21 protein-coding genes and 1 pseudogene are annotated in these 22,891 nt (G+C 61.0%); 10 read left to right on the forward strand and 12 right to left on the reverse strand.

The window, feature by feature from the left end; all coding sequences use genetic code 11:
• Window positions 1–2: 2 nt before the first annotated feature.
• From ACZ9IU_RS29040 to ACZ9IU_RS29065, 6 genes are read right to left on the reverse strand one after another with little or no spacing between them, the layout of a single operon-like run.
• The gene (locus ACZ9IU_RS29040) at window positions 3–1,223 is read right to left on the reverse strand and encodes a M20 family metallopeptidase (protein ID WP_040124409.1); all 1,221 of its coding nucleotides are present in this window, start codon (window positions 1,221–1,223) and stop codon (window positions 3–5) included.
• Window positions 1,224–1,245: 22 nt separating this feature from the next.
• Window positions 1,246–2,877, reverse strand: a complete 1,632-nt coding sequence (locus tag ACZ9IU_RS29045) for a dipeptide ABC transporter ATP-binding protein (protein ID WP_040124408.1) — start codon at window positions 2,875–2,877, stop codon at window positions 1,246–1,248.
• Between the two features lie 10 nt (window positions 2,878–2,887).
• Complete coding sequence (locus tag ACZ9IU_RS29050; RefSeq protein ID WP_040124407.1) at window positions 2,888–3,712, reverse strand: ABC transporter permease; 825 nt, start codon at window positions 3,710–3,712, stop codon at window positions 2,888–2,890.
• Complete coding sequence (locus ACZ9IU_RS29055; protein ID WP_040124406.1) at window positions 3,705–4,652, reverse strand: ABC transporter permease; 948 nt, start codon at window positions 4,650–4,652, stop codon at window positions 3,705–3,707. The genes ACZ9IU_RS29050 and ACZ9IU_RS29055 overlap by 8 nt, the downstream gene beginning before the upstream one ends.
• A gap of 58 nt (window positions 4,653–4,710) precedes the next feature.
• On the reverse strand, window positions 4,711–6,261 hold the full coding sequence (locus tag ACZ9IU_RS29060) for an ABC transporter substrate-binding protein (protein ID WP_040124405.1): 1,551 nt from the start codon (window positions 6,259–6,261) through the stop codon (window positions 4,711–4,713).
• A gap of 19 nt (window positions 6,262–6,280) precedes the next feature.
• A complete protein-coding gene (locus ACZ9IU_RS29065) occupies window positions 6,281–7,594 on the reverse strand; it encodes a M20 family metallopeptidase (RefSeq protein ID WP_040124404.1) in 1,314 nt (437 codons plus the stop codon).
• A 146-nt stretch (window positions 7,595–7,740) separates the two neighbouring features.
• Between ACZ9IU_RS29065 and ACZ9IU_RS29070 the strand changes: the two genes are divergently transcribed.
• Entirely contained in the window at window positions 7,741–8,475 is a 735-nt protein-coding gene (locus ACZ9IU_RS29070) for a GntR family transcriptional regulator (protein WP_244447598.1), read from the forward strand.
• A gap of 64 nt (window positions 8,476–8,539) precedes the next feature.
• Here the strand turns inward: ACZ9IU_RS29070 and ACZ9IU_RS29075 are convergent, their stop codons facing one another.
• A complete protein-coding gene (locus ACZ9IU_RS29075; protein ID WP_040124401.1) occupies window positions 8,540–8,932 on the reverse strand; it encodes a nuclear transport factor 2 family protein in 393 nt (130 codons plus the stop codon).
• Window positions 8,933–8,938: 6 nt separating this feature from the next.
• Window positions 8,939–9,835 (reverse strand): MBL fold metallo-hydrolase, encoded by an 897-nt coding sequence (locus tag ACZ9IU_RS29080; protein WP_173426775.1) that lies wholly within the window; start codon window positions 9,833–9,835, stop codon window positions 8,939–8,941.
• Between the two features lie 177 nt (window positions 9,836–10,012).
• On the opposite strand from ACZ9IU_RS29080, the gene ACZ9IU_RS29085 reads away from it, so the two are divergent.
• The 7 genes from ACZ9IU_RS29085 to uxuA all read left to right on the forward strand — a co-directional run bounded on the left by ACZ9IU_RS29085 (window position 10,013) and on the right by uxuA (window position 17,277).
• The gene (locus tag ACZ9IU_RS29085; RefSeq protein WP_040124397.1) at window positions 10,013–10,927 is read left to right on the forward strand and encodes a LysR family transcriptional regulator; all 915 of its coding nucleotides are present in this window, start codon (window positions 10,013–10,015) and stop codon (window positions 10,925–10,927) included.
• 103 nt (window positions 10,928–11,030) lie between these two features.
• Window positions 11,031–11,744: a FadR/GntR family transcriptional regulator gene (locus ACZ9IU_RS29090; RefSeq protein ID WP_040124396.1), complete on the forward strand. Its 714-nt coding sequence runs from the start codon at window positions 11,031–11,033 to the stop codon at window positions 11,742–11,744.
• 55 nt (window positions 11,745–11,799) lie between these two features.
• Window positions 11,800–12,774, forward strand: a complete 975-nt coding sequence (locus tag ACZ9IU_RS29095; RefSeq protein ID WP_040124394.1) for a sialic acid TRAP transporter substrate-binding protein SiaP — start codon at window positions 11,800–11,802, stop codon at window positions 12,772–12,774.
• A gap of 181 nt (window positions 12,775–12,955) precedes the next feature.
• Window positions 12,956–13,534: a TRAP transporter small permease gene (locus ACZ9IU_RS29100; protein WP_040124391.1), complete on the forward strand. Its 579-nt coding sequence runs from the start codon at window positions 12,956–12,958 to the stop codon at window positions 13,532–13,534.
• 4 nt (window positions 13,535–13,538) lie between these two features.
• Entirely contained in the window at window positions 13,539–14,945 is a 1,407-nt protein-coding gene (locus ACZ9IU_RS29105) for a TRAP transporter large permease (RefSeq protein WP_040124389.1), read from the forward strand.
• Between the two features lie 66 nt (window positions 14,946–15,011).
• Window positions 15,012–16,067, forward strand: a complete 1,056-nt coding sequence (locus ACZ9IU_RS29110) for an L-idonate 5-dehydrogenase (protein ID WP_040124387.1) — start codon at window positions 15,012–15,014, stop codon at window positions 16,065–16,067.
• Between the two features lie 10 nt (window positions 16,068–16,077).
• Window positions 16,078–17,277 carry a mannonate dehydratase gene (uxuA, locus tag ACZ9IU_RS29115; RefSeq protein WP_040124386.1) on the forward strand — a complete coding sequence of 400 codons (1,200 nt, stop codon included), beginning with the start codon at window positions 16,078–16,080 and terminating at the stop codon, window positions 17,275–17,277.
• A 52-nt stretch (window positions 17,278–17,329) separates the two neighbouring features.
• Here the strand turns inward: uxuA and ACZ9IU_RS29120 are convergent, their stop codons facing one another.
• The 3 genes from ACZ9IU_RS29120 to ACZ9IU_RS29130 are packed head-to-tail and all read right to left on the reverse strand — an operon-like array spanning window position 17,330 to window position 20,115.
• Window positions 17,330–18,469 (reverse strand): mandelate racemase/muconate lactonizing enzyme family protein, encoded by a 1,140-nt coding sequence (locus ACZ9IU_RS29120; RefSeq protein ID WP_040125716.1) that lies wholly within the window; start codon window positions 18,467–18,469, stop codon window positions 17,330–17,332.
• A 13-nt stretch (window positions 18,470–18,482) separates the two neighbouring features.
• Window positions 18,483–19,403, reverse strand: a complete 921-nt coding sequence (locus tag ACZ9IU_RS29125; RefSeq protein ID WP_040124385.1) for a dihydrodipicolinate synthase family protein — start codon at window positions 19,401–19,403, stop codon at window positions 18,483–18,485.
• Window positions 19,396–20,115, reverse strand: a complete 720-nt coding sequence (locus tag ACZ9IU_RS29130; RefSeq protein ID WP_040124384.1) for a GntR family transcriptional regulator — start codon at window positions 20,113–20,115, stop codon at window positions 19,396–19,398. Before ACZ9IU_RS29130 ends, ACZ9IU_RS29125 begins: the two co-directional genes overlap by 8 nt.
• Before the next feature lie 96 nt (window positions 20,116–20,211).
• Between ACZ9IU_RS29130 and ACZ9IU_RS29135 the strand changes: the two are divergent.
• Window positions 20,212–20,358, forward strand: a pseudogene (locus ACZ9IU_RS29135) (D,D-dipeptide ABC transporter permease); the annotation flags it as partial.
• Window positions 20,359–20,512: 154 nt separating this feature from the next.
• Window positions 20,513–21,382 carry a hypothetical protein gene (locus ACZ9IU_RS29140; protein ID WP_051900359.1) on the forward strand — a complete coding sequence of 290 codons (870 nt, stop codon included), beginning with the start codon at window positions 20,513–20,515 and terminating at the stop codon, window positions 21,380–21,382.
• Between the two features lie 71 nt (window positions 21,383–21,453).
• Here ACZ9IU_RS29140 and ACZ9IU_RS29145 read toward each other — a convergent pair whose 3' ends face one another.
• Window positions 21,454–22,875: an ATP-binding protein gene (locus ACZ9IU_RS29145; RefSeq protein ID WP_244447597.1), complete on the reverse strand. Its 1,422-nt coding sequence runs from the start codon at window positions 22,873–22,875 to the stop codon at window positions 21,454–21,456.
• Window positions 22,876–22,891: the final 16 nt, after the last annotated feature.

Raw genomic sequence — 22,891 nt, forward strand, 5'->3', positions numbered from 1 at the left:
GATCAGGCAACCTCGCAGATATCGAGGATGGTCAGCATGTAGACGCGGATCATGTCGAGATAGTCGATGATGTCGACACGCTCGTCGGGCATGGTGTTGTAACGGCCGCCGGGGCCGCACACGATGCCTTCCATGCCGAGTTCCTTGTAGAGATGGCCGGCATCGGTGCCATAGAAGCGGGTCGGCGTGATCGCGCCGGTCGGCTGTTTTTCGCCGCGCACGGCTTCATAGGCCGCGTTGATCGACTTGACGATACGCGATGTCGGCGAGACCTCGAAGGGCGGCATCAGTGGGCGGCCCTCGATCAATTCCGGAACCAGCTTTGCCTTGAGGCCGGGGAAGCGGCCTTCAAGGGCCACCAGTTCCTTTTCGAGATCGGCCAGCACGCCCTCCTGCGTCTGCCCCGGCGCATACCGGCACGAGCCCTTGAGGCGGACGAAATCCGCGACCTGCGGCGGGCGCCATTCTTCGAGACCGCGCCCGAGCGCACCATGGACGACGCCGACATGGCCGCGGTTGATCGACCGGTGCACGTCGCTCCTGGCGCCGCTGAAGGTCATGGCGTTGATGCGTGGGATGATGTCGCAAGCTGCGGCGATCGCGTCGACGGATTCCTCGCGCTTGGAGAGATGGCGCGTGTCGCCGGTCAGCTCGATGACATAGCTCAGAGCTGCCGCGTGCATGGTGACGGCGACGAGATCGCTCGGCTCGCTGTTGATGAAATAGTCCGCCTTGACGCCGTGCCTGATCGCCGCAAGCGTGCCCACGCCGCCCTGCAGTTCGCCGACCACGAAGGTCAGGATAACGTCACCCTTGAGCCTGATGCCGGCATCGAGCAGCGTCTTGACCGCGCAGAAATAGGCGGCATCGCCGGCCTTCATGTTCGACACGCCGATACCGTAGATGAACTTGTCATCGACAAGGCCGGCATAGGGATCGACTGTCCAGCCTTCGGTAACGGGGTTGGTGTCGAGATGGCCGTTGAACAGCAGGCTTTTGCCGCCGCCGGTACCCTTGAGGCGTCCGATCGTGTTGAAGCGGCGGCCTTCGTCGAACGGCTGTAATTCGGCTTCGACCCCGATCTTTTCCAGTTCGCCGGCCATGTAACGCGCAAGATCACGCTCACCATCGGTTTCCGAATGGCTCTTGTGCTGGACCATCTTCGACAGGAAATCGAGGCAGGCCTTTTCGTCGATCCGATCCACCAGGGATTTCGGGTCCATTGTCATACTCCTTGATGCATTGTCATAGGTATTGGCCGGCCGCGCGCGGCACCGCCTCGATCAGGCGGCGGGTATATTCGGCGCGATCCTGGCTATCGATGTCTGCTGCGGGTGCGATCTCGACGAGATTGCCGCGATACATCACAGCGATCCGGTGGGCGATCTGGCGGATGAGGTTGAGGTCGTGGGTAATGAACAGGTAGGCGGTGCCGCTGGCCTTCTGCAGTTCCAGCAGCAGCTGGACGATGGACGCCTGCACCGACACGTCGAGCGCCGAAGTGATCTCGTCGCAGATCACCAATTTCGGCTTGGAGGCAAATGCACGGGCGATCGCCACCCTCTGTTTCTCGCCGCCCGACAGCTGATGCGGATACCGCTGGGCATGGGTGCGCGGCAGGCGCACCTGCTCCAGCATGTCGCCGACCTTCTGGTCGAGATGAGACGCGTCCCCGAACAGCTTCAGCGGCCGCGACAGGATCTCGCTGATCTTCTGGCGGGGATTGAGCGAGGCGTCGGGGTGCTGGAAGATGATCTGCACGTCCTTGCGATAGGCATTGTCCATGTCGCCAAGGTTCCTGATCTCGCGGCCGTCGAACCAGATCTTGCCCTCGAAGCGGTTGAGACCGGTCATCGCTTTTGCCAGGGTCGATTTACCGGAGCCGGATTCACCGACGATGCCGAGAATTTCCCCCGGATTGATGCTGAGGCTGATGGCATTGTTGCCGGCGACACGTTCGGTGGCGCGGCCGGTCAGTGCTGCCAGAAACGGCTTGCGCCCATAATGGACACTGACGTTTTCGATACGCACCAGCGGCTTGTCCGCGTCAACGACGATGTCGCCGACCAGCCTGCGGGCCGGATCGGGAACCGCCGCAATCAGCTCGCGGGTATAATCCTGCTGCGGCTTGGCAAAAATATCGCGCACCGGGCCCTGCTCGACGATGTCGCCGCGCCGGATGACCGCTACACGGCTGGCGGTGCGCGACACCAGCGCCAGGTCGTGGGAAATGTAGAGCGAGGCGACACCGGTCTCGGCCTGCAGTTCCACGAACAGGTCGAGGATTTGGCACGAGGTGATGACGTCGAGCGCCGTCGTCGGTTCGTCGAAGATGATACATTCCGGATTGCACGCAAACGCCGATGCGATGACGACACGCTGCTTCTCGCCGCCCGATGCCTCGTGCGGCATGCGGTTCATCATCGCGGCCGGCGTCTTCAGGCCGACGCGGTCCAGCATCGCCTCGCCTTCCTTCCAGGCCTGCTGTCGTGTCAGCCCGCGGTGACGGACCAGCACCTCGGCGAGCTGGGTGCCGAGCGACAGGGTCGGGTTGAGCGACGTGCTCGGATCCTGGAACACCATGCTGATCCGCCGGCCGCGAAAGGCCTCGATCTGGGCATCGGTCTTTTCGAGCAGGTTCTCGCCGCTCAGCAGGATGCGGCCGCCCGGTTCGCGGGCGTTCTTGGGCAGATAGCGCATGATCGACCAGGCAAGCGAGGTCTTGCCGGAACCGGATTCGCCCACCAGGCCGAGGATCTCGCCGCGGTGGACGGAAAGGTCGATGTTCTTGAGCGCATGGAAGACGCCGGAGGCCGTGTCATAATCCAACGAGTAGTTCTCGATCGCGAGAACCGGAGTAGCGGGTTTTGTCGTCATGGTGGTGGCCTCAGGTTCGCGGATTGAGGGCATCGCGAAGACCGTCGCCCAGGAGGTTGAAGCCGACGGCGACGACGGCGATCGCCACGCTCGGCCAGATCAGGATGCCGGCACTCAGGTGCATGTAGCGGCGTGCTTCCGAGACCATCAGGCCCCATTCGGCCGCCGGCGGCTGCGCGCCGAGGCCGAGAAAACTGAGCGTCGCAAACAGCATGACCGCAAAGGAGATGCGGATGGTCATCTCGACGATGATCGGCGCGATGACGTTCGGCAGCATTTCCCGCAGGATGATGTAGGCGGAGCTTTCGCCGCGGGCGACCGCCGCATTGACGTAATCCTGCTTGCGAACCGACAACGCGACGCTGCGGGTGATGCGGGCCATGCCCGGCGCGAACGCGATGGCAACGGCGATCAGCGCGTTGACCGTGCTGGAGCCCAGGAGGTTGACCACCAGAAGTGCAAACAGCAGGCTCGGGATCGACATGACGGCATCGATGGTGCGCATGATCAATTCATCCGCCCGGCCGCCGAGGAAGGCGGAGGTGGTACCGACGAAGGCGCCGAGCAGCGTGCCGGCGATGGTTGCGAGCACGGCCATGACCACGGTGGCGCGGGCGCCGATCAGCAGGCGGCTGAAGATGTCGCGGCCGTATTGATCCGTTCCCAGCCAATAGGCAGCGCTCGGTCCCTTGTATCGCGTAAGCGGCGCAAGAGTTTCCGGGTCGTGCGGCGCGAGCATTGGTCCGAACAGCACTATGACCAGCACCAGCAGGACAAGCAACATGCCGATCGCGCCCTGCGGCGTGCGCAGCAGGCGTTTGATGAAATCAGTCATACTGGATCCTCTTGTCGAGCCAGGCATAGAGGATGTCGGCGATGAAATTGACGATCGAATAGGTGGCCGCCATGATCAGCACGCCCGCCTGGATGGCCGGCAGGTCACGCGCCTGGATCGCCACGATCAGCTGGCGGCCAATGCCGGGAATGGCGAAGATCTCTTCGACGACGATGACGCCACCGAGCAGGTAACCGACATCGAGCGCAACGATGGTGATGGTCGGCAACAGCGCATTGCGCAGTGCGTGGCGACGAAGGACTTGCCCGCGCGAAATCCCCTTCAGCCGGGCGGCACGGATATAATCGGTGTGCAGCACGTCGACGAGTTCCGAGCGTACCATCCGCGAGACGTGGGCGATCAGGATCACCGAAATGACGCAGACCGGCAGGACCAGATGCGCGATGCCGCTCGAGAAATTCTCAGTGAGCGGCACATAACCGGTCGGCGGCAACCATTTCATCAGGTCGGCGAAGACGAGGACGGCGACCGTCGCCGTGACGAATTCGGGAAGCGCCACGCCGGCATAGGAGATCAGGCTGACGACCATGTCGGCGATCTTGCCGCGACGGACGGCGGCGATGATGCCGAGCGGAATGGCGAGAACCAGCATCAGGCCGATCGACAGGAAGGCCAAAAGCAGCGAACGCCCGAGCGCCTCGAACATCACCGGGCCGACAGGCTGGCCGGTGCGTAGCGAGGTGCCGAGATCGCCCCGCAGCACGTGGCCGAGCCATATGGCATATTGCTGCCACACGGGAGCGTTGAGCCCCATGTTTTGACGCAGCGCAGCGAGGGCGTCCTGTGTCGCATTCTCACCCAGCATCATGACGGCCGCATCGGCCGGCAGGATCTGGGTGATGGCGAAGACGATGAGCGATACGATGAAGAGCGTATAGACGATCATCACCAGCCGCTTGGCTATATAGTTCGGGGACACGGTCGTGTTCCTTGTTCCACCAGCCGGACGCTCAATGAGCGTCCGGCATTGTTCGGGATCAGCCGCGCTTGGGCGCCTTGTCGGTCAGGGAGGCGTAGTCGAGGCGGAAGACCGAGGCGCGCGGATGCGCTTCGTAACCCTTCACCCAGCTGCGCTTGGCCGACAGCACGTCGAAGAAGGACGGGATGATCGAGGGTACTTCCTCGTTCATCAGTTCCTGCGCCTTGGTGTAAAGCTCGGTGCGCTTGGCTGCGTCGATCGTGCCGCGAGCTTCGGCGACCAGGGCGTCGAAGGCCTTGTTGTTCCAGCGCGTCTCGTTCCAGGAGGCATCCGAGGTATAGAGAAGCTTGAAGATTCCGTCCGGGGTCGGCTGCATGTTGTAGAAGCCGACGTAGAAGCTGCCCTTCTTCCACACCTGCTCCAGATAGGTGGCGTGCGGCATCGTCTGGACGTTGATGGTAATGCCGGCCTCCTTGGCCATTTCCTTGAGGGCGACGGCAAGCTGGGTGCGCACCGCCGGGCGGTCGGAAGCGATGAGCGTCGCTTGCAGGCCATTCGGGAAACCGGCTTCCGCAAGCAGCTTCTTGGCTTCCGCGATATTCTTCTGGCGCTGTTTGGCGGCCTTGAAGAACTGATAGGACGGGTTCAGCGGCGTGTCGTTGCCCGGCGTGCCAAAACCTTCGGTAACGAAGTTGACCATCGCCTCGCGATCGACCGTGAGCGCGATCGCACGGCGGACGCGCGCGTCGTTGAACGGTGCGGTGTCGCAACCGAAGTTGATGTTGCAGAACTGGCCGGACGGTGTGCGCAGGACCTCGACGCCGTCATTGCCGTCAAGCCGCAGGTATTCGGTCGGCTGCAGCGTCGAGATGATGTCGACGTTGCCGGCGATCATCGCCGAACCTTCGGCGGAGATATCCGGGAATACCTGGACCTCGATACGATCGAGATAAGGGCGTGCCGGGTCGTAATAGTTCGGGTTGCGTTCGACGACGATCAGGCGGTCCGGCTCGTAGGATACCAGCTTGAACGGGCCGGTACCCACAGCCTTGGTGGCAAGACTCTTGAGGTCGCCGGTGGCGATCGAGGCGGGAATGATGCGAGCGTTGGTGTAGGCCATGGCGACCGGCAGGTCGGCATAGGCGCCGGAGAGCTTGAACAGCACCGTCGTATCGTCGACGGCGACGATGTCGGAGATCGGGCCGACATTGTTGCGGCCGGGCGACGCGGTTGCCGGATCGAGGATTGCCTTGAAGGTGGCGACGACGTCCTTTGCCGTGAACGGCGAGCCGTCATGGAAGGTCACGCCCTTGCGCAGCTTGAACGTCCATTCGGTCAGGCCATCGTTGGGCGTCCAGCTTTCGGCCAGATCCGGCTCTACCGACATGTCGACCTTCAGGCGTGTCAGGTTGCTATAGAGCAGTTCGGTCACCAGGTATTCCGGGTTGACGCGGGTCAAAAGCGGATGGATGACGCTTGCGGCCTGGTCGACGGAGATGCGCAGCGTGCCGCCCTTGGCCGGCTTTGCGGTCTGCGCCAGGCCAAGCGCCGGTGCAGCAAAGACGGCGGCGGTGCCGGCGAGGAAGAGGCGACGTTTCATTTCCAGCATTTTTCAGTTCCCTTATGGTTCAGGCGCGGTTTTCAGGAATGGCGTCGGCGGCAAAGTCCGCCGCGAGATAGGCCAGTATGCTTTTCGCCAGGGCGATGATGTCCTGGCGGGTGGTATGCTCTTCAGGACTGTGGATGCAGCTTTCCGGGCGGCCGAGCCCGCCCAGCAGCACCTCCTGGGCAAAACCGGACTTCTGCACGTAGCCGAAATCGGAGCAGCTTGCGGCGCCCCATTTTTGAAAATCTTCCGGCTTGTAACCGAAGCCCAGCGACAGCGCTTTTTGCCAGCGTGGCCAATGCGGACCTTCCGGATCGCCCGTCGGGATGAGGTGTCCGACCAGATCAATTTCGAGCTTCAGCCCGGTGCCGGCAACGCTGTCGCGGATCACTCTTTCGATCTCGGCGCGCGCATCCTCATAGTTTTCTTCCGGAGCGTAACGGCGGCTCACGAGAATCTTGATCTCCGCCGGCACCTGTCCGCCGGCGGTGCCGCCATTCACGGCCGAAATCGAAAGCTGCGGTCGCAGCGGACCTGACGCGTGCGGCGGCGGCGCCAGCGCGGATGCCCGGCTGGCCACGTCCGGCTTCAAGACCATCAAGGCATTGAGCAAGGGCAAGGCGCCTTCGATAGCATTGATGCCAGCGCCGGTGCGATTGCCTTCGCCTGCATGAACGGCGTGCCCCCTGATCGTCACCTGCAGATGGAAGACACCGAAGCATCCAGCCCAGATGCGCGGCGCCGCGGACCCGTTGAAATTGAGGATATGACCTTTCAACTTGCCCTGCTCCGCCAGATAGCGAATGCCGGGATATAGGCCCCCTTCCTCATCGGTGCACAGCAGCAGCATCGGATCGTAATAGAGAGGCAGCCCGCATTTTTTGGCGGCGCGCAATGCCAGCAGAGTGGCTGCGATCGTGCCCTTCATGTCCGCTGCGCCGAGCCCGAACAGATCGTCACCCTCGACCGTCAGCTTCAAAGGATCGCGTGCCCAGCCAGGCGCGACCGGGACCGTGTCGACATGATAATAAAGACCGCAGACGGGCTTTCCCGTTTCGCGGGTGGCAATCAGGTTGGTCCGCTCGCCGGATGCCGGCCCACCGGCCACGTGCCAAAGATCACGCGGCACGACCACCCGCTCGAACTCGAACCCCAGGGGCGAAAGGAGTTCGGCCATCAGATCGGCAAAAGCATCATAGCCCAGACCCGGCGGGAATGAGGTGTCAACTTCGATCATCCGGGCCAGATCATCGACAGCAACCTCGACATCCCGCTCAATCGCTGCCATGGCAGATCCAAGGACCTGTTGCGAAGAAGCTGGCTGCGGCGTGTTCATGGCAGTGTCCTCGGTACCCGTCGCGCCAGCCTCCCCAGCTTGCGCTTTAATATAAACTATATAGTAATACTGCGTAGATCGAGACCCTGAGTCAACTCCAAAGAAGAGGCAAATCATTGCCGGAACTGCCCAATAATTCATCAGGAGTGATCAAGCTGACGGAATTGTCGTTGCCGCTCTATGAAGTGGTCAAACGACAGATCACCGAAGCGATCATGCTCGGCAAACTGGAACCGGGTGCGGTTCTGCCGAGCGAAGTGGCGCTGTCGCAAACCTATGGCGTTGCCGTGGGCACCATCCGGCGGGCGCTGATGGATCTCACCAATGATGGCCTTCTCAGCCGCCGTCGCAAGACCGGCACCGTCGTGACCGGCCGCAAGCCGCAGCACAGCCTGCGTCTGTTTTTTCAGTATTTTCGACTGCACGGTCTGGATGGTTCGCTCAGCAAATCGGTCACCAAGGTGACTTCGCTCGACAGGAGCACTGCTTGCGCGGCCGATGCGCGAAAACTTCAGATCGACGAGGGATCGCCGATCGTCACCTTCCACCGGGTGCGTTACGTCGACGAGCGGCCAATCATGCATGAGACGCTGACGCTTTCCCGCGAACGGGTCCCCGACTTCCCCGAAAGGCCGGAGGAAATCCCTCAGCTCTTCTACCTGCATCTGCTGGAAAATTATGGGATCCGCATCTCGGCCATACGCGAGCAGATCGGTGCCGATCTTGCGAACGATTCCGATGCCCGGTGGCTGGATCTGGCTCTACCCGCTGCCGTTCTGACGATCGACGAGGTCGCCTATGATCAACTGGCGGTTCCGGTTCTCATCTCCGCCCATCGCGCGACGACCGCGCACCATCGGTATGTCAACGAGGTTCAATGAGAATGTGGCCGTTGACGGTGGTGGACGACTATCCTGAACGGGAAGGTCGTCCATCCTGCCGACGTCAGTTCTCCAACGCCTGCATGACGAGATGGCTGTCGACATATTGGACCATGGTGGCGATCTTGCCATCGGATACGCGGTAGAGATGGGCAAAGCTCGCGGTCATGGACTTGCCCGTGGCCTTGTAAGTGCCGGAATAGACGCCGAAGGCGGCTACGCGATCGCCGTCTTCCAGATAGGTGTGGACTTTGGCGCTGTATCCGATCCATTCGGTGGCGAGCCTGTGGAAGACACCGGCGATGATGGCGTCGGTTCCGACATAGGTGCCGGCATAAGGAAAACCTTCGGCTTCCGTCCAGGTCGCATCGGGCGCCAGGGCCGCAACTAAGTTGCGGCCATTATCTTCCGAGGTGCCCTCATACGTGGCACGGATGAGATCGAGATTTGCACCCATGACCGGTCAGCCCCACTTCATCTCGCCCGTGGCGACCTTGGAGCCGATGTCCAGAGCAATGCCCATGCCGAGGCCCGGGAAGCGCGCTTCCATCGCCGCCTTGAGCCCGGCTGAGCCCTTGGCCTTGGCCAGTTCTTCCTCGAACGCCTTCAGATAGGCAAGGGTATGCGCGACACCTGAAAGGTCAGTCGACGCTTCCAGGGTCATATGGCCGGCGACCACGATTGCCGGTTTGCGGGCTGCGATCTTCTCGAGATTGGCGATCCAGGCGGCCCGCAGTTCGGCACTGTTGGTGTCAGCCGTCCAGACATGGACGCCATTGAAGATCAGCACGCCGCCGAATACGGCGTTCAGCGACGGAACGAAGAGATAGCGCCGGTTGGACAAGCCTTCGGCTTCGACGATCTCGATCGTTTCGCCGTCAACCGTCAGCGTCTTGCCATCAAAGGTTTCCGGAAGAACGACGTCGGCCAGTGTCTGCGGGCCATCTTCCTTGAGCTGCGGCCCCCAGACTGCAAGCTTCTTCTCGACACTGCCCTTGATGGCAGCGACGGTTGCCGAGGCGGCAATCACTTTCGCATCTGGGAAAGCCGCCTTGATCGGCCCAAGGCTGAAATAATAATCCGGATCGGACTGGCTGATGTAGATCGTAGTGAGCGTCTTGCCAGTCGCCTTGATCGCGTCCGCCAGCGCCTTGCCGTCTGGGAGCGTGAAGCCGCCGTCGATCAGTACGGCTTCCGTCGCACCGGAAACCAGAACGGGAGCGCGGAAAAAGCCGTTCTGCCCGGCGGGGAAATGCTTCCAGGTCAGGGTTCCGGCTGCATGGCCAAGTCCTGCAGGCGCAAAAACGGCGGTGGCGCCGGCGGCGAGAGTGGTTTTCATGATCGTTCTCCTTGTAAACATGGAATGTCTCCGGGGGCTTCGTTCGCTATCTGGGACTGAGAGATGGCTGCCTTGCAGGTTTCGCCTCTCCTGCCTCGCTCCTTGTGAAGCCAAAGATGACACGGCGAGATAGAACGAAGAAGACCAACAAATACGACAGAATGTATGCTATAAGTTGACAGTCACGCGGGGGCTTTCATGCAAGAAGCGAGAAATCTCAACCGGCTCGCCTATTTTGTCGCTGTCGTCGACGCGGGATCTTTCACCCGGGCGGCGGAGTATCTCGGCATTACCAAGGCAGTCGTCAGCCAGCAGGTTGCCAGGCTCGAACAGGAGGTCGGCACCACGTTGCTGATGCGCACGACGCGGCGGGTCCAGCCTACCGAGGCAGGACAGATGTTTCACGCCCGTTGCGTGTCGATCCTCAGAGAGGCCGAGGATGCGCTGGGGGAACTGGCTCAAGCCAGGTCGGAACCCAAGGGCCTGTTGAGGATCACCGCACCCTACGACTATGGCACGTCGGTAGTCGTGCCTTTGGTCACCGCCTTCACGTCCCGCTATCCGGATTGCAGGGTGGAACTCAATCTCAGCGACAGGATGGTCGATCTGGTCTCTGAGAACATGGACCTCGCCGTTCGCGTCGGGTGGCTGGCCGACTCAAGCCTCCAGGCCAGACGGATCGGCTTCTTTCGACAATATCTTGTCGGCCCGCCTCAGTTTGCCGCACGACTAGCGGAATTAAACGGGCTCGCCGATTTGCCCGCCCTGCCCTTCGTTGCCAATAACGCGCTGCGAGAACCTTTGGAATGGACGTTTACGCGCGGTGATCAGGAGGCACTCACGGTGCGGTTCAAGGCGTCTATAGCCATCAATACCACGCCGGCGGTCATGGAAGCGGTAAGGCAAGGTGGCGGATTGTCCGTCCTGCCGGATTTCCTCGCGACTGCTGACTTGGCCGATGGACGCCTTGTTCACGTCCTGCCTGAATGGCAGCTGCCGTCGGGCGGCGTGTTCACGGTCTATCCGGCTGCACGTTTTCGCCCGCCTAAGGTTTCCGCATTCGTGGACATGCTGATAGCGGCGTTGAGAACGGAAACACCGCGCGCGGAATAGGCAGATGGACACTTGACAGATTTTTCAATTAACCCATAGTAGAAATTGGTCAGACAATCTGACCGCTTGCGCATCATAGGAGTGATGCGCTCGGAGGAGTTCGATGTTCGTGGCCTTGGAGCCGCGCCGGCTTTATCGCCAGGTTGCGGAGCAGATTCGTACGCTGATCGATACGGGGGAGTTGAAGCCGGGTTCGAGGCTTCCGCCCGAACGAGAGCTTGCCGAGCGATTTTCCGTTTCACGGCCGACGGTTCGCGAGGCTCTGATCGTGCTCGAGGTCGAAGGCCGGATCCAGATCCGGATGGGATCCGGCGTCTATATCAGCAGTACTCCGCGACAGCCCGCCAGCGTCCTGCCGAACGACGAAGGAGGCGGCCCCCTGGAAATCCTTCAGGCGCGCTGTCTGATCGAAAGCAGCATCGCGGAAGAGGCCGCGCGTCTCGTGACGCCCGACGGCATCGCCCGCATCGATCTGCTTTTGGAGCGCATGGAGCAGTCGCTGGACGACGGCCCGGTCGCTCTTGCCTGCGACCGCGATTTTCACACGGCGATTGCCGACATTATCGGCAATTCGGCCCTTAAGCACTTCACCGGGCTGATCTACGATACGCGGATGTCGCCCTATTTCACGAAGCTCGCCAGCTATTTCGAAGGGCCGCACACATGGAAGCTGGCGCTTGAGGAGCACCGCATCATTCGTGACGCCATTGCAGCGGGAGACCCTGCCGCGGCACGCGAGGCCATGCGCCGTCATCTGACGCTGGCGCAAAAGAGATTCTCGGAAAGCTTCGAGGAGGAGCAGACCAGAGAAGACTGACCTCCACCACTGCGGTGGGGTCGACCATACAGTTCCGTTTCACTGGGAGGAAAGAATGAAACACCGATTGAAGACATTGCTTGGCGCCGCCGCAGTCATCATTGCATCGACGCTTTCGGCGCATGCCGAAACCGTGCTGAAATGGGCTCATGTCTATGAGACATCCGAGCCTTTCCACACCGACTCCGTCTGGGCCGCCGGCGAAATCGCCAAGCGGACCAATGGCCGCTATAAGATCGACGTATATCCGGCTTCACAGCTTGGAAAAGAAGCCGACATCAACCAGGGCCTCAAGCTCGGCACCGTCGATATCATCATCTCCGGCTCCAGTTTTGCGGCGCGCGATTACAAGCCGATCGGCGTCACCTATTATCCCTATATCTTCCGCGATGCGAGCCACCTGATCGCCTATACCAAGAGCGACATCTTCAAGCGTCTTGCCAAGGGCTATGAAGACAAGACCGGCAACCATATCGCCGCCGTAACCTATTACGGAACGCGCCACACCACATCCAACAAGCCGATTTCCAAGTGCGCCGACCTGCAGGGCGTGAAGATGCGCGTGCCGGATGTTCCGGCCTATCTCGCCATGCCGCGAGCCTGCGGCGCCAATACAACGCCGATCGCCTTTGCCGAAGTTTACCTCGCCCTGCAGAATGGCACGGTCGACGCGCAGGAAAATCCGCTGACCACGATCGAGGCGAAGAAGTTTTATGAGGTGCAGAAGAATATCGTCCTGACCGGCCATATCGTCGACCACCTCAACACGCTGTTCTCGAAGAAGCTCTGGACCAGCCTGTCAGACGAGGACAAGAAGATCTTCTCCGACGTCGCGCAGGAAGCCAGCGTGCGTTCGTCGAAAACGATCGACGCCCGTGAAAAGGAACTGGTCGACGAGTTCAAGAAGAAGGGCCTGACCGTGACGGAAGTCGACAAGGCGGACTTCCTGAAGAACGTCGTCGAAAAGGTCAAGCTCGAAGAATTCGGCTATGAAAAGGCCGACTGGGAAGCAATCCGCGCAATCAAGTAAGCCCGTGGCGCGGTCTGCGGACCGCGCCTGTTCGACAATTCCTTCCATTGCGCATGGGACCTGCCGTGTTGGCTGGTTATCGGGCACGCTCGCCGCACCTTCCTGAAGGCTGCGGCGGCTCGCCCGGCCGACGAACGTTTTCCCGGCGCAGTGAGGTTCATATCCGGACAGGATGCTATCGATGTCAGCGTCGCAGGAAATTCATACCAAGGTCACGCCTGAAGAACTTGCCCATACATTTGACGAGGCGCCAACCGAGGCCAATCTCAGCGCCTATGCGTTCGAGGACTGGATCACCCTGGCCCTTTTCTGGCTGATGACGGGTTGCGTCTTCCTCCAGTTCTTCACCCGCTACGTCCTCAACAACAGTTATGCCTGGACAGAGGAAATCGCCGTCAACTGCCTGATCGGCGTGGTGTTCCTGGGTGCTGTGATGTGTGTGCGCACATCACGCCATATCCAGGTGGATGTCCTCTATCATTACCTGCCCGCCCGCGTGACCCGCGTGATGGCGACCGCGGTGGATCTCATCCGCATCGGCTTCTTCCTCTACGGATCATGGCTGATGTGGCGTTACATGGAGATCGTGGCGGACGAGGAGATGGTGACGGTGCAACTGCCGCGCAACATCGTCTTCTATTCCGTGCTTGCCGCCTTCGTGCTGATGCTGATGCGCTCGATCCAGGTCTTCATCGCCAACATGCGCCGGGGTTACTCCGTTCTGGAGCGACCGGAAGCTTTCCAGAGCGTGGAGGATTGACGCCATGTTGCTGCTCATAGGCTCGTTTCTTGTCCTGATGCTGATCGGACTTCCGGTCGCCGTCTCCATGGCCGTGTCGTCGGTCCTGTACATTGTCATCTATGACGTCGCGCCCGACATCATTGCCGCGCAGCGGCTGATTGCCGGCGTCGAAAGCTTTCCGCTTCTGGCGGTTCCCTTCTTCATCCTCGCCGGCAACCTGATGAATATCGCCGGCGTCACCGGCCGCATCTACGCCTTCGCCGTTGCCCTTGTCGGCTGGATGAAGGGGGGCCTTGCGCAGGTGAACATCATCGGCTCGGTGGTGTTTTCCGGCATGTCGGGCACGGCACTGGCAGATGCCGCGGGCATCGGCACCATCGAGATCAAGGCCATGCGCGATCACGGCTATCCGGTGGAAGCGGCCGTCGGCGTTACCGCGGCCTCTGCCACGCTCGGGCCGATCTTTCCGCCATCGCTGCCCTTCGTCATCTACGGCATGATGGCGAATGTCTCGATCGGCGCCCTCTTCATGGCCGGCATCGTGCCCGGCGTCGTCATGACGGTGCTGATGATGGTCACCGTGGCGATCTTTGCCTATGTCAAACGCTGGGGCTCGGATGCCCCATTCAGCATCAAGGGCCTGATCGGCGCGTCGTCGGAGATCCTCGTCGTCATGTTGGTCCCGGCCACCATCTGGGTTCTGCTGACGCTCGGCCTATCGCTCAACTTTGCCATTTTCATTGCACTGGCCGTGCTGCTGATATGCGACTGGTATTTCAACTTTTCCGCGGTGATGGCGCTGATGACCCCGGTCATCCTGATCGGCGGCATGACCATGGGCTGGTTTACGCCGACGGAAGCAGCCGTCGCGGCCGTTCTCTGGTCGCTGTTCCTCGGCATGGTGCGCTACCGGACCATGACGTTGAGGACGATCGCAAAGGCGACCTTCGACACGATTGAAACGACGGCATCGGTCCTGTTCATCGTAGCCGCAGCCTCCGTGTTTGCCTGGCTGTTGACCGTCAGCCAGACGGCGCAACTTCTGTCGGATGCGATCCTCTCCATCACCAGCAACAAATGGCTCTTCCTCATCCTGGTGAACCTGCTGATGCTGTTTGTCGGCTGCTTCCTCGATACGATTGCGGCGATCACCATCCTCGTCCCGATCCTGCTGCCGCTGGTCAAGCAGTTCGGTATCGATCCTGTGCATTTCGGATTGATAATGACGCTGAACCTGATGATCGGCCTCCTGCATCCGCCGCTCGGCATGGTGCTCTTCGTTCTGTCGCGTGTGGCGCGACTGTCCGTCGAGCGTACGACGATGGCGATCATTCCCTGGCTGGTGCCGCTCATCATCGCCTTGCTGCTGATCACCTTCATCCCGGCCATCACCCTCTGGCTGCCGACGGAGATGGGACTGATCCGCTGAAACCCGGTCCCGTACGGCTTTCTGACGCGTACGGGGCACGATCTCTCTGAAAGAGAAAGGCATCGCATGAAGACGCGCGTCGCTCGTCTCCACGGTATCCGTGACATCAGGATCGAAGATCTTGATTACCGCAAGCCCGGTCCGGGCGAGGTGCTGCTGGCCATGGCGGCGGGCGGCATCTGCGGCTCGGACCTGCATTATTATCAGGATGGCGGCTTCGGGCCGGTGCGGGTTCGCGAACCCATCATCGCCGGCCACGAGGCCTCCGGCTTCGTCGAAGCCTTGGGCGCAGGGGTTTTAGGGCTCGAGCTCGGGCAACTGGTTGCGGTCAATCCATCGCAGCCCTGCGGCGATTGCCAATACTGCCGGACCGGCCAGCCGATCCATTGCCTCGACATGCGTTTCATGGGCTCGGCGATGCGCCTGCCGCACGAAAACGGCATGTTTCGTGAAAGGCTGGTCGTCCCTGCGATCCAGTGCCATCCGGTGGGACGTGACGTGTCGCCGGGCGAGGCTGCCTGTGCGGAGCCGCTTGCGGTGTGCCTGCATGCCGTCGCCCAGGCCGGAGACCTGTCGGGTCGCAACGTGCTGGTCACGGGGGCAGGCCCGATCGGGCTTCTGACGGTTGCCGCAGCCCGGCATGCGGGCGCCGCGAGGATCGTGGTGACGGATCTGGCTGACGCAGCCCTGTCGCGGGCGCCGTCGATGGGAGCGACCGAGACGATCAACGTGGCCTCCGATCCGGACGGGCTTCTCCCCTTCCAGGAGAACAAGGGCAGCTTCGATGTGGTGTTCGAATGCTCGGCCTCGGGGCCGGCTCTGCGATCGGCATTTGCCGCGATCAAGCCGCGCGGAACCCTCGTCCAGGTTGGCGTGACCGGTGACATGACCATCCCGCTCAATGCGCTGGTCGGCAAGGAGATCGTCTGGCGCGGCTCGCAGCGTTTCCATGCGGAATTCGCCGAGGCGGTCGATCTGATCGCCACGCGGCGCATCGACGTGCGGCCGATCATCTCGCACAGTTTCCCGCTTGATGCGGCGACCGCGGCTTTCGAACAGGCCGAGGACCGTTCCAGGGCCTGCAAGGTGCAGATCACATTTAAACAAACTGACAAAGCGTGAAGGACGAGACATGAGACATACGTGGCGCTGGTTCGGCCCGGTCGACAAAGTGAGCGTAAGAGACGCGGCGCAGGCCGGCGCGGAAGGCATCGTTTCGGCGCTCCACCACATTGCGACCGGCGAGGTCTGGCCGGTCGACGAGATTTCCAGGCGACACGAGGAGATCAAGGCCGGCGGCCTGGTGTGGGATGTCGTGGAGAGTGTTCCGGTTTCCGAAGACATCAAGACGCAGACCGGCGACTGGAAGCGCCATATCGCCAACTGGCAGGAAACGCTGCGGCGTCTTTCGGCCTCCGGCATCCGCACGGTCTGTTACAATTTTATGCCGATCCTCGATTGGACACGCACGGACCTGCGCTGGGACATGCGCCATGGCGCCAAGGCCATGCGGTTCGACCTGACGGATTTTGCCGCCTTCGATATCCATATCCTCAAGCGTCCCGAGGCTTACAGTGATTACCCGGAATGGCTGCAGGAGGGTGCGGCAGAGCGGTTTTCCGAGATGGCAGATGCGAAGATCGCCGCCTTGGGCAAAAACATCGGGGCGGGGCTGCCGGGCTCGGCGGACGGCTATACGCTCGACCAGCTGCTGGAAAAGCTTCGCTCCTACCAGGGTATCGACCGGGAACGGCTGCAGCAGAACCTCGTCGATTTTCTGACTGAAGTCACGCCCGTGGCGGAAGAGGTCGGCATCAATATCTGCGCTCACGGCGACGATCCGCCCTGGCCGTTGCTTGGCCTTCCGCGCATCCTGTCGACCGAGGCTGATTACGCACATATGCTGGATCAGGTCGGTGCGCGCGCCAATGGCGTGACGCTCTGCACCGGCTCGCTCGGCGCCAGGCCCGATAACGATCTGCCCTTCATCGCCTCGCGCTTTGCCGACCGCATCCATTTCGTGCACCTGCGGAATGTGACGCGGGACACCGACACGGTCCCCTGCTCTTTCTTCGAGGACGAACATCTGGAAGGCGGAACGGACATGGTTGCGGTGATCGCCGCGCTGCTTGCGGAAGAGGCTCGTCGGCGCGGGGAAGGCCGTGAGGATCACCGCATCCCGATGCGGCCGGATCACGGGCAGGAAATCCTCGACGACCTGACGCGCGGAGCTCAGCCGGGCTATCCCGCCATCGGACGTCTCAAGGGGCTGGCGGAGCTTCGCGGCATCGAGAGAACTCTGATACATGCCCGCTACGGCTTGCGGGCATGATCATGAGCCACTGGTTCGGCATCGCATGTTTGCGGCCGATCTCCGGCGGTTTTCACGGATAGGCCGTCGAGCCGTCCGGCTTGCGGGTGATCTTGCGCTCCCAGTGGATGTAATCGTCCTTGGCCAGCACTTTTTCGTCGATCTCGATGCCCCAGCCGGGGCGGTCCGGGCGCAGGTTCATATATCCGTCCACCGGCATATAGGGGTCGAGCGCCCAGGGCGCGTGCACATGCGGCTTGAACTCCAGGATCTTGAAGTTCGGCTGGGCGGCGGAGAAGTGGATGTTCACCGCGGTTGCGAGCGGCCCCATCGGGTTATGTGGTGCGACGGTGACATAGTGGGCTTCCGCGATCGCCGCGATGCGGCGCATTTCGCTGACGCCGCCGACGACGCAGATGTCCGGCTGGATGATGTCGGCGCCGCGGGCGGAAAGCAGCGCCAGGAACTCGAAGCGGTTGTAGAGAGATTCGCCGGTCGCCAGCGGCACCGTTACCTTCGACTTCAATTCCGTCCATGCGGGAATATGTTCAGGCCGTATCGGCTCTTCGTAGAAAAGCGGATCATAGGGTGCGATCGCCGCAGCCAGCTGGACGGCCTGGTAAGGTTCGTAGATCTTCGCATGCGCATCGAAGGCAAATTCGAAATGTGAAGGGGTGATCTCGCGGATCTTGCCGAAATAATCGCCCGTTTCCTTCACCAGTTCGCCCCAGCGGCTGTTGTGAAGATCGCGGCGATAGGGGCTCAGCTTGAACGCGGTATAACCGTAGTCTTCATGGAGCTTGAGCGTCTGATCGAGCGCGTCCTGCGGATCCGGTGCGGTATAGACGCCGCAATAGACGCGGACGCGGTCACGCACATTGCCGCCGAGCAGCATGTAGACCGGCAGACCCGCAGCCTTGCCGGCGATATCCCACAATGCGTGATCGATTGCGGAAATCGCGGCAAGGCCGAGCGCCCCGGGAGGAAACCGGCACTGTTGGTTGAGCTTCAGGACGAGGAATTCCACGCGGCGCGGGTCTTCGCCCTCGATCTGGTGGAAGAAGTAATCGAGAAGCGGCGGAAGCGCCCAGTCGGGGCCGTGATTGTAGCATTCGCCCCAGCCGGAAATGCCTTCGCTGGTCTCGATCTTGAGCAGCAGGCGAGGACGGTCGTCGACGCGCTGCATGTATGTCTTTATTCCGGTAATATGCACCTTGGTTTCCTCCTCAGGCGGCAAGCGTTTCGGTTTTGACGCGATCGACAATGGCGCGCAGGATCCGCCGCTCATCCTCGTTGAGAGCGACGACGCCCGGAATGCGCACCGGTCCGACATCGGTGCCGAGCATGCCGAGCGCTTCCTTCACAACCGTCACGTTGGCGCCGTTATTGTATTTCGTGCGCAGCGTTTCGAAGCCGGCGATGCCGTCGATCAATTCTCGCGCCGTCGCATAATTGCCCGCCTCCAGCGCCCGATGGATGGCGTGCGAGCGCTCGGGGAAGACGTTGACGAGACCCGAGGTAAAGCCCTTGGCGCCCATGGCGTAAAATGCCGGCGCCCAGCCTTCGGCCAGGCCGCAGACCCAGATCGCCGGAGCATCACGGGTGGCTCGAATGACTTCCGCCAGCAGCATCAGGTTCGACGAGGCGAACTTGATGCCGGCAATGTTCGGATGCAGTGCGAGTTTGCGAAAATCCTCGACCGAAAAGCTGTCGCTGCGCACATAGGCGATAACCGGTACGGTGCAGAACTCCGCCAGTTCCAGGAAATAGCCGGCCTGATAGGACGGCCCGGCAAACGGATCCATGGGATGATGGCCCATGATCGCATCCGCACCTTCGGCAATCGCGCCCTTGGCGAGCGCCTTTGCTTCGCTCAGCGAGCGACCGACGGCGGCGCTCACCAGCGACATGCCGTCGGCCGCCTTGATCGTGGCGGCATGCACGATGCGAACTTCGTCCACAGTGAGCGTGAAGAACTCGCCGGTATTGCCGGCCGCCATCAAGTTGTGGACCTTGGCAACCGCCAGGCGCCTGATCAGCTCTCCCAGCTTTTCGACGTCGACAGTCCCGTCTTGCCGGTAAGGCGTCACCGGAACACCGGAAATACCGGTCAGCGCCTTTCTTACAGTCTGAAGCCTGTCATTCACGTCCGATATCCTTTTTGCTGCCGAAAACGATGTTCAAATAGGTTTCGCCGGAGCGCACGACGTGGTTGCGCATCTGCCGCTCGGCGAGATCCGCATCACCGGTGACGATAGCCTTGGCGATGGCGGTGTGTTCTTCGAGGGCTTTTTGCCGCTCGGCGGGATCCATGTGGATGACGCGGCGGATGCTGGCGTCATAAAATTGCTGCCGCTCGATCAGTTTCGCCAGATAACTGCAGCGCGAACTGCGGTGAATGTGCTCGTGGAATTGCTCGTTGAGGGAAATGAGGCTGTCCGCATCCGCCGAGGTCGTCGCCTTTGCCATCAGGTCGGCTATTGCCGTCAGCTCGGCGCCGGCAGGCTTGCCGATGCGCTTGGCGGCCAGGTGCGCAATCATCGATTCGAGCGCCGCGCGGGCAAGAATCATCTCCTCCGCCCATCCCATATCGAACCGGATGATGACGCCGCGCCGGGGCAGAGCCTCGACCAGGCCTTCCGTCTCGAGTTGCCGCAGCGCCTCCTTGATCGGCGTGGTACTGACGCCGAATTGTTCGGCCAGGCTGCGCTCGTTGACCTTCTCCCCCGTCGCGAACCGCCCCGCGAGGATGGCAGCCCGCAAGCTGCGATGGACGTGATCGCGCACCGTCATCTGAAATTTCGGGTCTATCTTCGCAAACACTTCGGACCGTGGGCTTCCAGTGGGCTCAGGAATCATTTTTTGCGAGATCCGTTGACGAGGCGGTGAGAGTACAGCGTCTGATATACCAGATTTCAGATCTATGTCGATACGGGTCGCGTTCTGCTTCGCGGGCCGCTGTGTGCGCCGTCGATCATCATCCGCCCGACCCTCAACATGTCGGGCATCATCCTGACGGCCGCCGATCTCGGCTTCCTCGGCCTCAGCGCCCAGCCGCCCATGGCCGAATTGGGGGCCATGGGCGCCGCCGGTCGCAAATATGCCACCAGGGCGCAACTGGTCGTGGGAACCACGCCGACATCAACGACAATCTTCGGCAACATCATATAACAACTATAAACAATCATTCGCGCCGAAGTCGCTTAGACCGTCTCCAGATTATCGATGGAGCGGCATGTTGGTTACGATTGTTTGCATGAAATGGGGCACGGCTTTCACCGCCAGCCATGTCAATGCTCTTTATGCCGGTGTGCTGCGCAACATGGAGGAGCCGTTCGAGTTTGTCTGCCTGACCGACGATCGTCGCGGCCTTGCTTCCGGCATTCTCACTCGTCATATCCCGAATCTCGGCTTGCCTGAGCAGGCGTGGAGACGAGGGTGCTGGCCCAAGATCGGCGTGTTTGCCCCGGGTCTTTTCCCGCCCGGAGACGTCGTGCTTTTCCTCGATCTCGACGTCATAATCCAACAATCACTCGCCCCGCTGGTCGGCGTGCTTCGGGAGCGCCGTCATTTTGTGATCCAACGGGAATGGAATCCGGATCTCTGGAGCCTTCTCCCAAATAGCTTCAGGCCGGACAGGGGTGCCCAGTCATCTGTCTTTGGATTTCATGCAGGACATGTCGATGGAATTTACCACGACTTCGTAGGCAAAGCTGAGGCGATCATCGCGCAATTCAAAAACGACCAGTCCTACCTGACGCAGGCGGTGCCGCAAAAAAGTTACTGGCCGACAGGTTTCTGCGTCAGCTTCAAGAGAAGCTGCACAAAATACTTTCCGATCAATCTGCTCCTGCCGAGGATCAGGCAGCCGCGGAACGCAAAAATCATCGTCTTCCACGGGAAGCCGAGGCCTTGGGATACGATGGTCGAAAAAGGCCAGCGGTGGGGATCGAAAAGGCGATTTGGCGTCGGCCCCGTCCCATGGATCAAACAATATTTCAACCAGGCGGACGCGATGTTGGCTTCCCTCACCAATGCTGCAGACAATTTCGACGCGGGCGCCCATGCCTCCGCAGCAAATGCCGGCCCAGAGCGGGCAAACCCGCCGAGTTATAGCCATAGCTGAGGTGGTCACCGCGCAGATAGGCGAAGCAAGAAGGATGCCCGCAGGCGGATTAAGGCCATACGCGCAAGCCTTCACCGCACCTGTGCGGTAATGCCGTCAGCCTGGAGATCTGCTGGAAACGTTAACCGCGCCAAGAGGCCGGATGGCTCCCCGTCCAACAGTTCCAGCGTTCCTCGGTGAGCTTGCACGATTTCTCCAACGATGGACAATCCCAGCCCGAACCCGGCGTTGCCATCAGTCCTCGCCGCATTCAGCTTGAAGAATGGCTCCAACACCTGCGCACGTGATTGCTTCGGTATCCCGGGGCCATTGTCCGATACGTCGACAACGACCTTGTCTCCGCTTCGCTTCAGCTCGATTGCGACCTTGTCGCCAAATTTCACAGCGTTTTCGCAAAGGTTGGTCACTGCACGCGTTATCGCGAGAGGCTTGCAATTGGCGGACAGATGATTGGGGCCGATATAGTCGACCTTGTGGCCCACATCGTCAAACTCGCTGCAGATCGTCTGCAGCGTCGTTGCCAGGTCAATCGTTTCTACCTGCTCACGATGATGGTCGTCACGCAGATAGCTGAGGCTCTCTTTGAGGAGACTATCGATGCGAGAGATATCCGCCAGCAACATATCGCGCAATTGCCCGTCGCCGACCCGCTCTATTCGAAGTCTTAGTCTCGTCAATGGCGTGCGCAGATCGTGGCTCACCCCACGCAGCATCCGCGTCCTGCCGTGGATCATATCGGTGATACGATCGCTCATCCCGTTCAAGGAGCGCGCAACAGCGACGATCTCCACGCTGCCTTCCTCTTCGAAGATTACCCGACCAGACGTGATGTCAGCGTTCGCAGCCGCGGAAGCAATCTTCCGTAGCGGCCGCGTGATTGCCCAGACCCCGAACGAAGAAAACAGCACGATCAAAGTAATAACCGCCACCAGATAATCGAGGACCTCGCTCCAGAACGCCGTGTTGGGAAGGCCGCCCAAAACGAGGATTGTTTTATCGTCAATCTCGGCTGAGACGACGCGCTTGTCATCAAGAAAGGTTTTCCAGCCGCCGAGTGGCGTCTGCCTCCCATCGGGCGAAAAAAGCCAGTCTATCGTAGCGTCCAGGACGCTTTCCTCCGGCGATGAGCTCTTGAACGTTTCCGCCAAGGCGCGAGGTCGCAGAGTGAAGTGCCAACCGGCACGATTGGCTGCTTGAAGAACGATGTCGCGCTCTTCGGGCGTGGCCGTTTTGAGGATGGAGCTTATCGTGAACACACTGTCGGCGAGTTCCTCAACATCAACTAGCGAGTATCCGGTTTCAACCCGCTGCTTGAGAAAAGAGCCGCCTAAAACGGTGATGGCGAGGCTGAGAAGAATGACGCCCGTGATCTGACTATGGATCGTCGATAGGCCTGGAAGCCGGCGAAAGAACATGAGCACCCTTTTGGAATTGAGAAGCGCGCTTGAGCCGAGGCCGCTCGGCGAACCGGAAACATAGTCGAACTCCCTCACAAGATCCCGTGTTTCC

The sequence above is a fragment of the Mesorhizobium sp. USDA 4132 genome, assembly GCF_056279545.1.

What these genes read in the sequence shown, in the direction of transcription:
- ACZ9IU_RS29040 (WP_040124409.1), bottom strand. Translation starts at nt 1,223, where the DNA reads ATGGACCCGAAATCCCTGGTGGATCGGATCGACGAAAAGGCCTGCCTC.
- ACZ9IU_RS29045 (WP_040124408.1), bottom strand. Translation starts at nt 2,877, where the DNA reads ATGACGACAAAACCCGCTACTCCGGTTCTCGCGATCGAGAACTACTCG.
- ACZ9IU_RS29050 (WP_040124407.1), bottom strand. Translation starts at nt 3,712, where the DNA reads ATGACTGATTTCATCAAACGCCTGCTGCGCACGCCGCAGGGCGCGATC.
- ACZ9IU_RS29060 (WP_040124405.1), bottom strand. Translation starts at nt 6,261, where the DNA reads ATGCTGGAAATGAAACGTCGCCTCTTCCTCGCCGGCACCGCCGCCGTC.
- ACZ9IU_RS29065 (WP_040124404.1), bottom strand. Translation starts at nt 7,594, where the DNA reads ATGAACACGCCGCAGCCAGCTTCTTCGCAACAGGTCCTTGGATCTGCC.
- ACZ9IU_RS29075 (WP_040124401.1), bottom strand. Translation starts at nt 8,932, where the DNA reads ATGGGTGCAAATCTCGATCTCATCCGTGCCACGTATGAGGGCACCTCG.
- ACZ9IU_RS29080 (WP_173426775.1), bottom strand. Translation starts at nt 9,835, where the DNA reads ATGTTTACAAGGAGAACGATCATGAAAACCACTCTCGCCGCCGGCGCC.
- ACZ9IU_RS29085 (WP_040124397.1), top strand. Translation starts at nt 10,013, where the DNA reads ATGCAAGAAGCGAGAAATCTCAACCGGCTCGCCTATTTTGTCGCTGTC.
- ACZ9IU_RS29090 (WP_040124396.1), top strand. Translation starts at nt 11,031, where the DNA reads ATGTTCGTGGCCTTGGAGCCGCGCCGGCTTTATCGCCAGGTTGCGGAG.
- ACZ9IU_RS29095 (WP_040124394.1), top strand. Translation starts at nt 11,800, where the DNA reads ATGAAACACCGATTGAAGACATTGCTTGGCGCCGCCGCAGTCATCATT.
- ACZ9IU_RS29100 (WP_040124391.1), top strand. Translation starts at nt 12,956, where the DNA reads ATGTCAGCGTCGCAGGAAATTCATACCAAGGTCACGCCTGAAGAACTT.
- ACZ9IU_RS29105 (WP_040124389.1), top strand. Translation starts at nt 13,539, where the DNA reads ATGTTGCTGCTCATAGGCTCGTTTCTTGTCCTGATGCTGATCGGACTT.
- ACZ9IU_RS29110 (WP_040124387.1), top strand. Translation starts at nt 15,012, where the DNA reads ATGAAGACGCGCGTCGCTCGTCTCCACGGTATCCGTGACATCAGGATC.
- uxuA (WP_040124386.1), top strand. Translation starts at nt 16,078, where the DNA reads ATGAGACATACGTGGCGCTGGTTCGGCCCGGTCGACAAAGTGAGCGTA.
- ACZ9IU_RS29130 (WP_040124384.1), bottom strand. Translation starts at nt 20,115, where the DNA reads ATGATTCCTGAGCCCACTGGAAGCCCACGGTCCGAAGTGTTTGCGAAG.
- ACZ9IU_RS29140 (WP_051900359.1), top strand. Translation starts at nt 20,513, where the DNA reads ATGAAATGGGGCACGGCTTTCACCGCCAGCCATGTCAATGCTCTTTAT.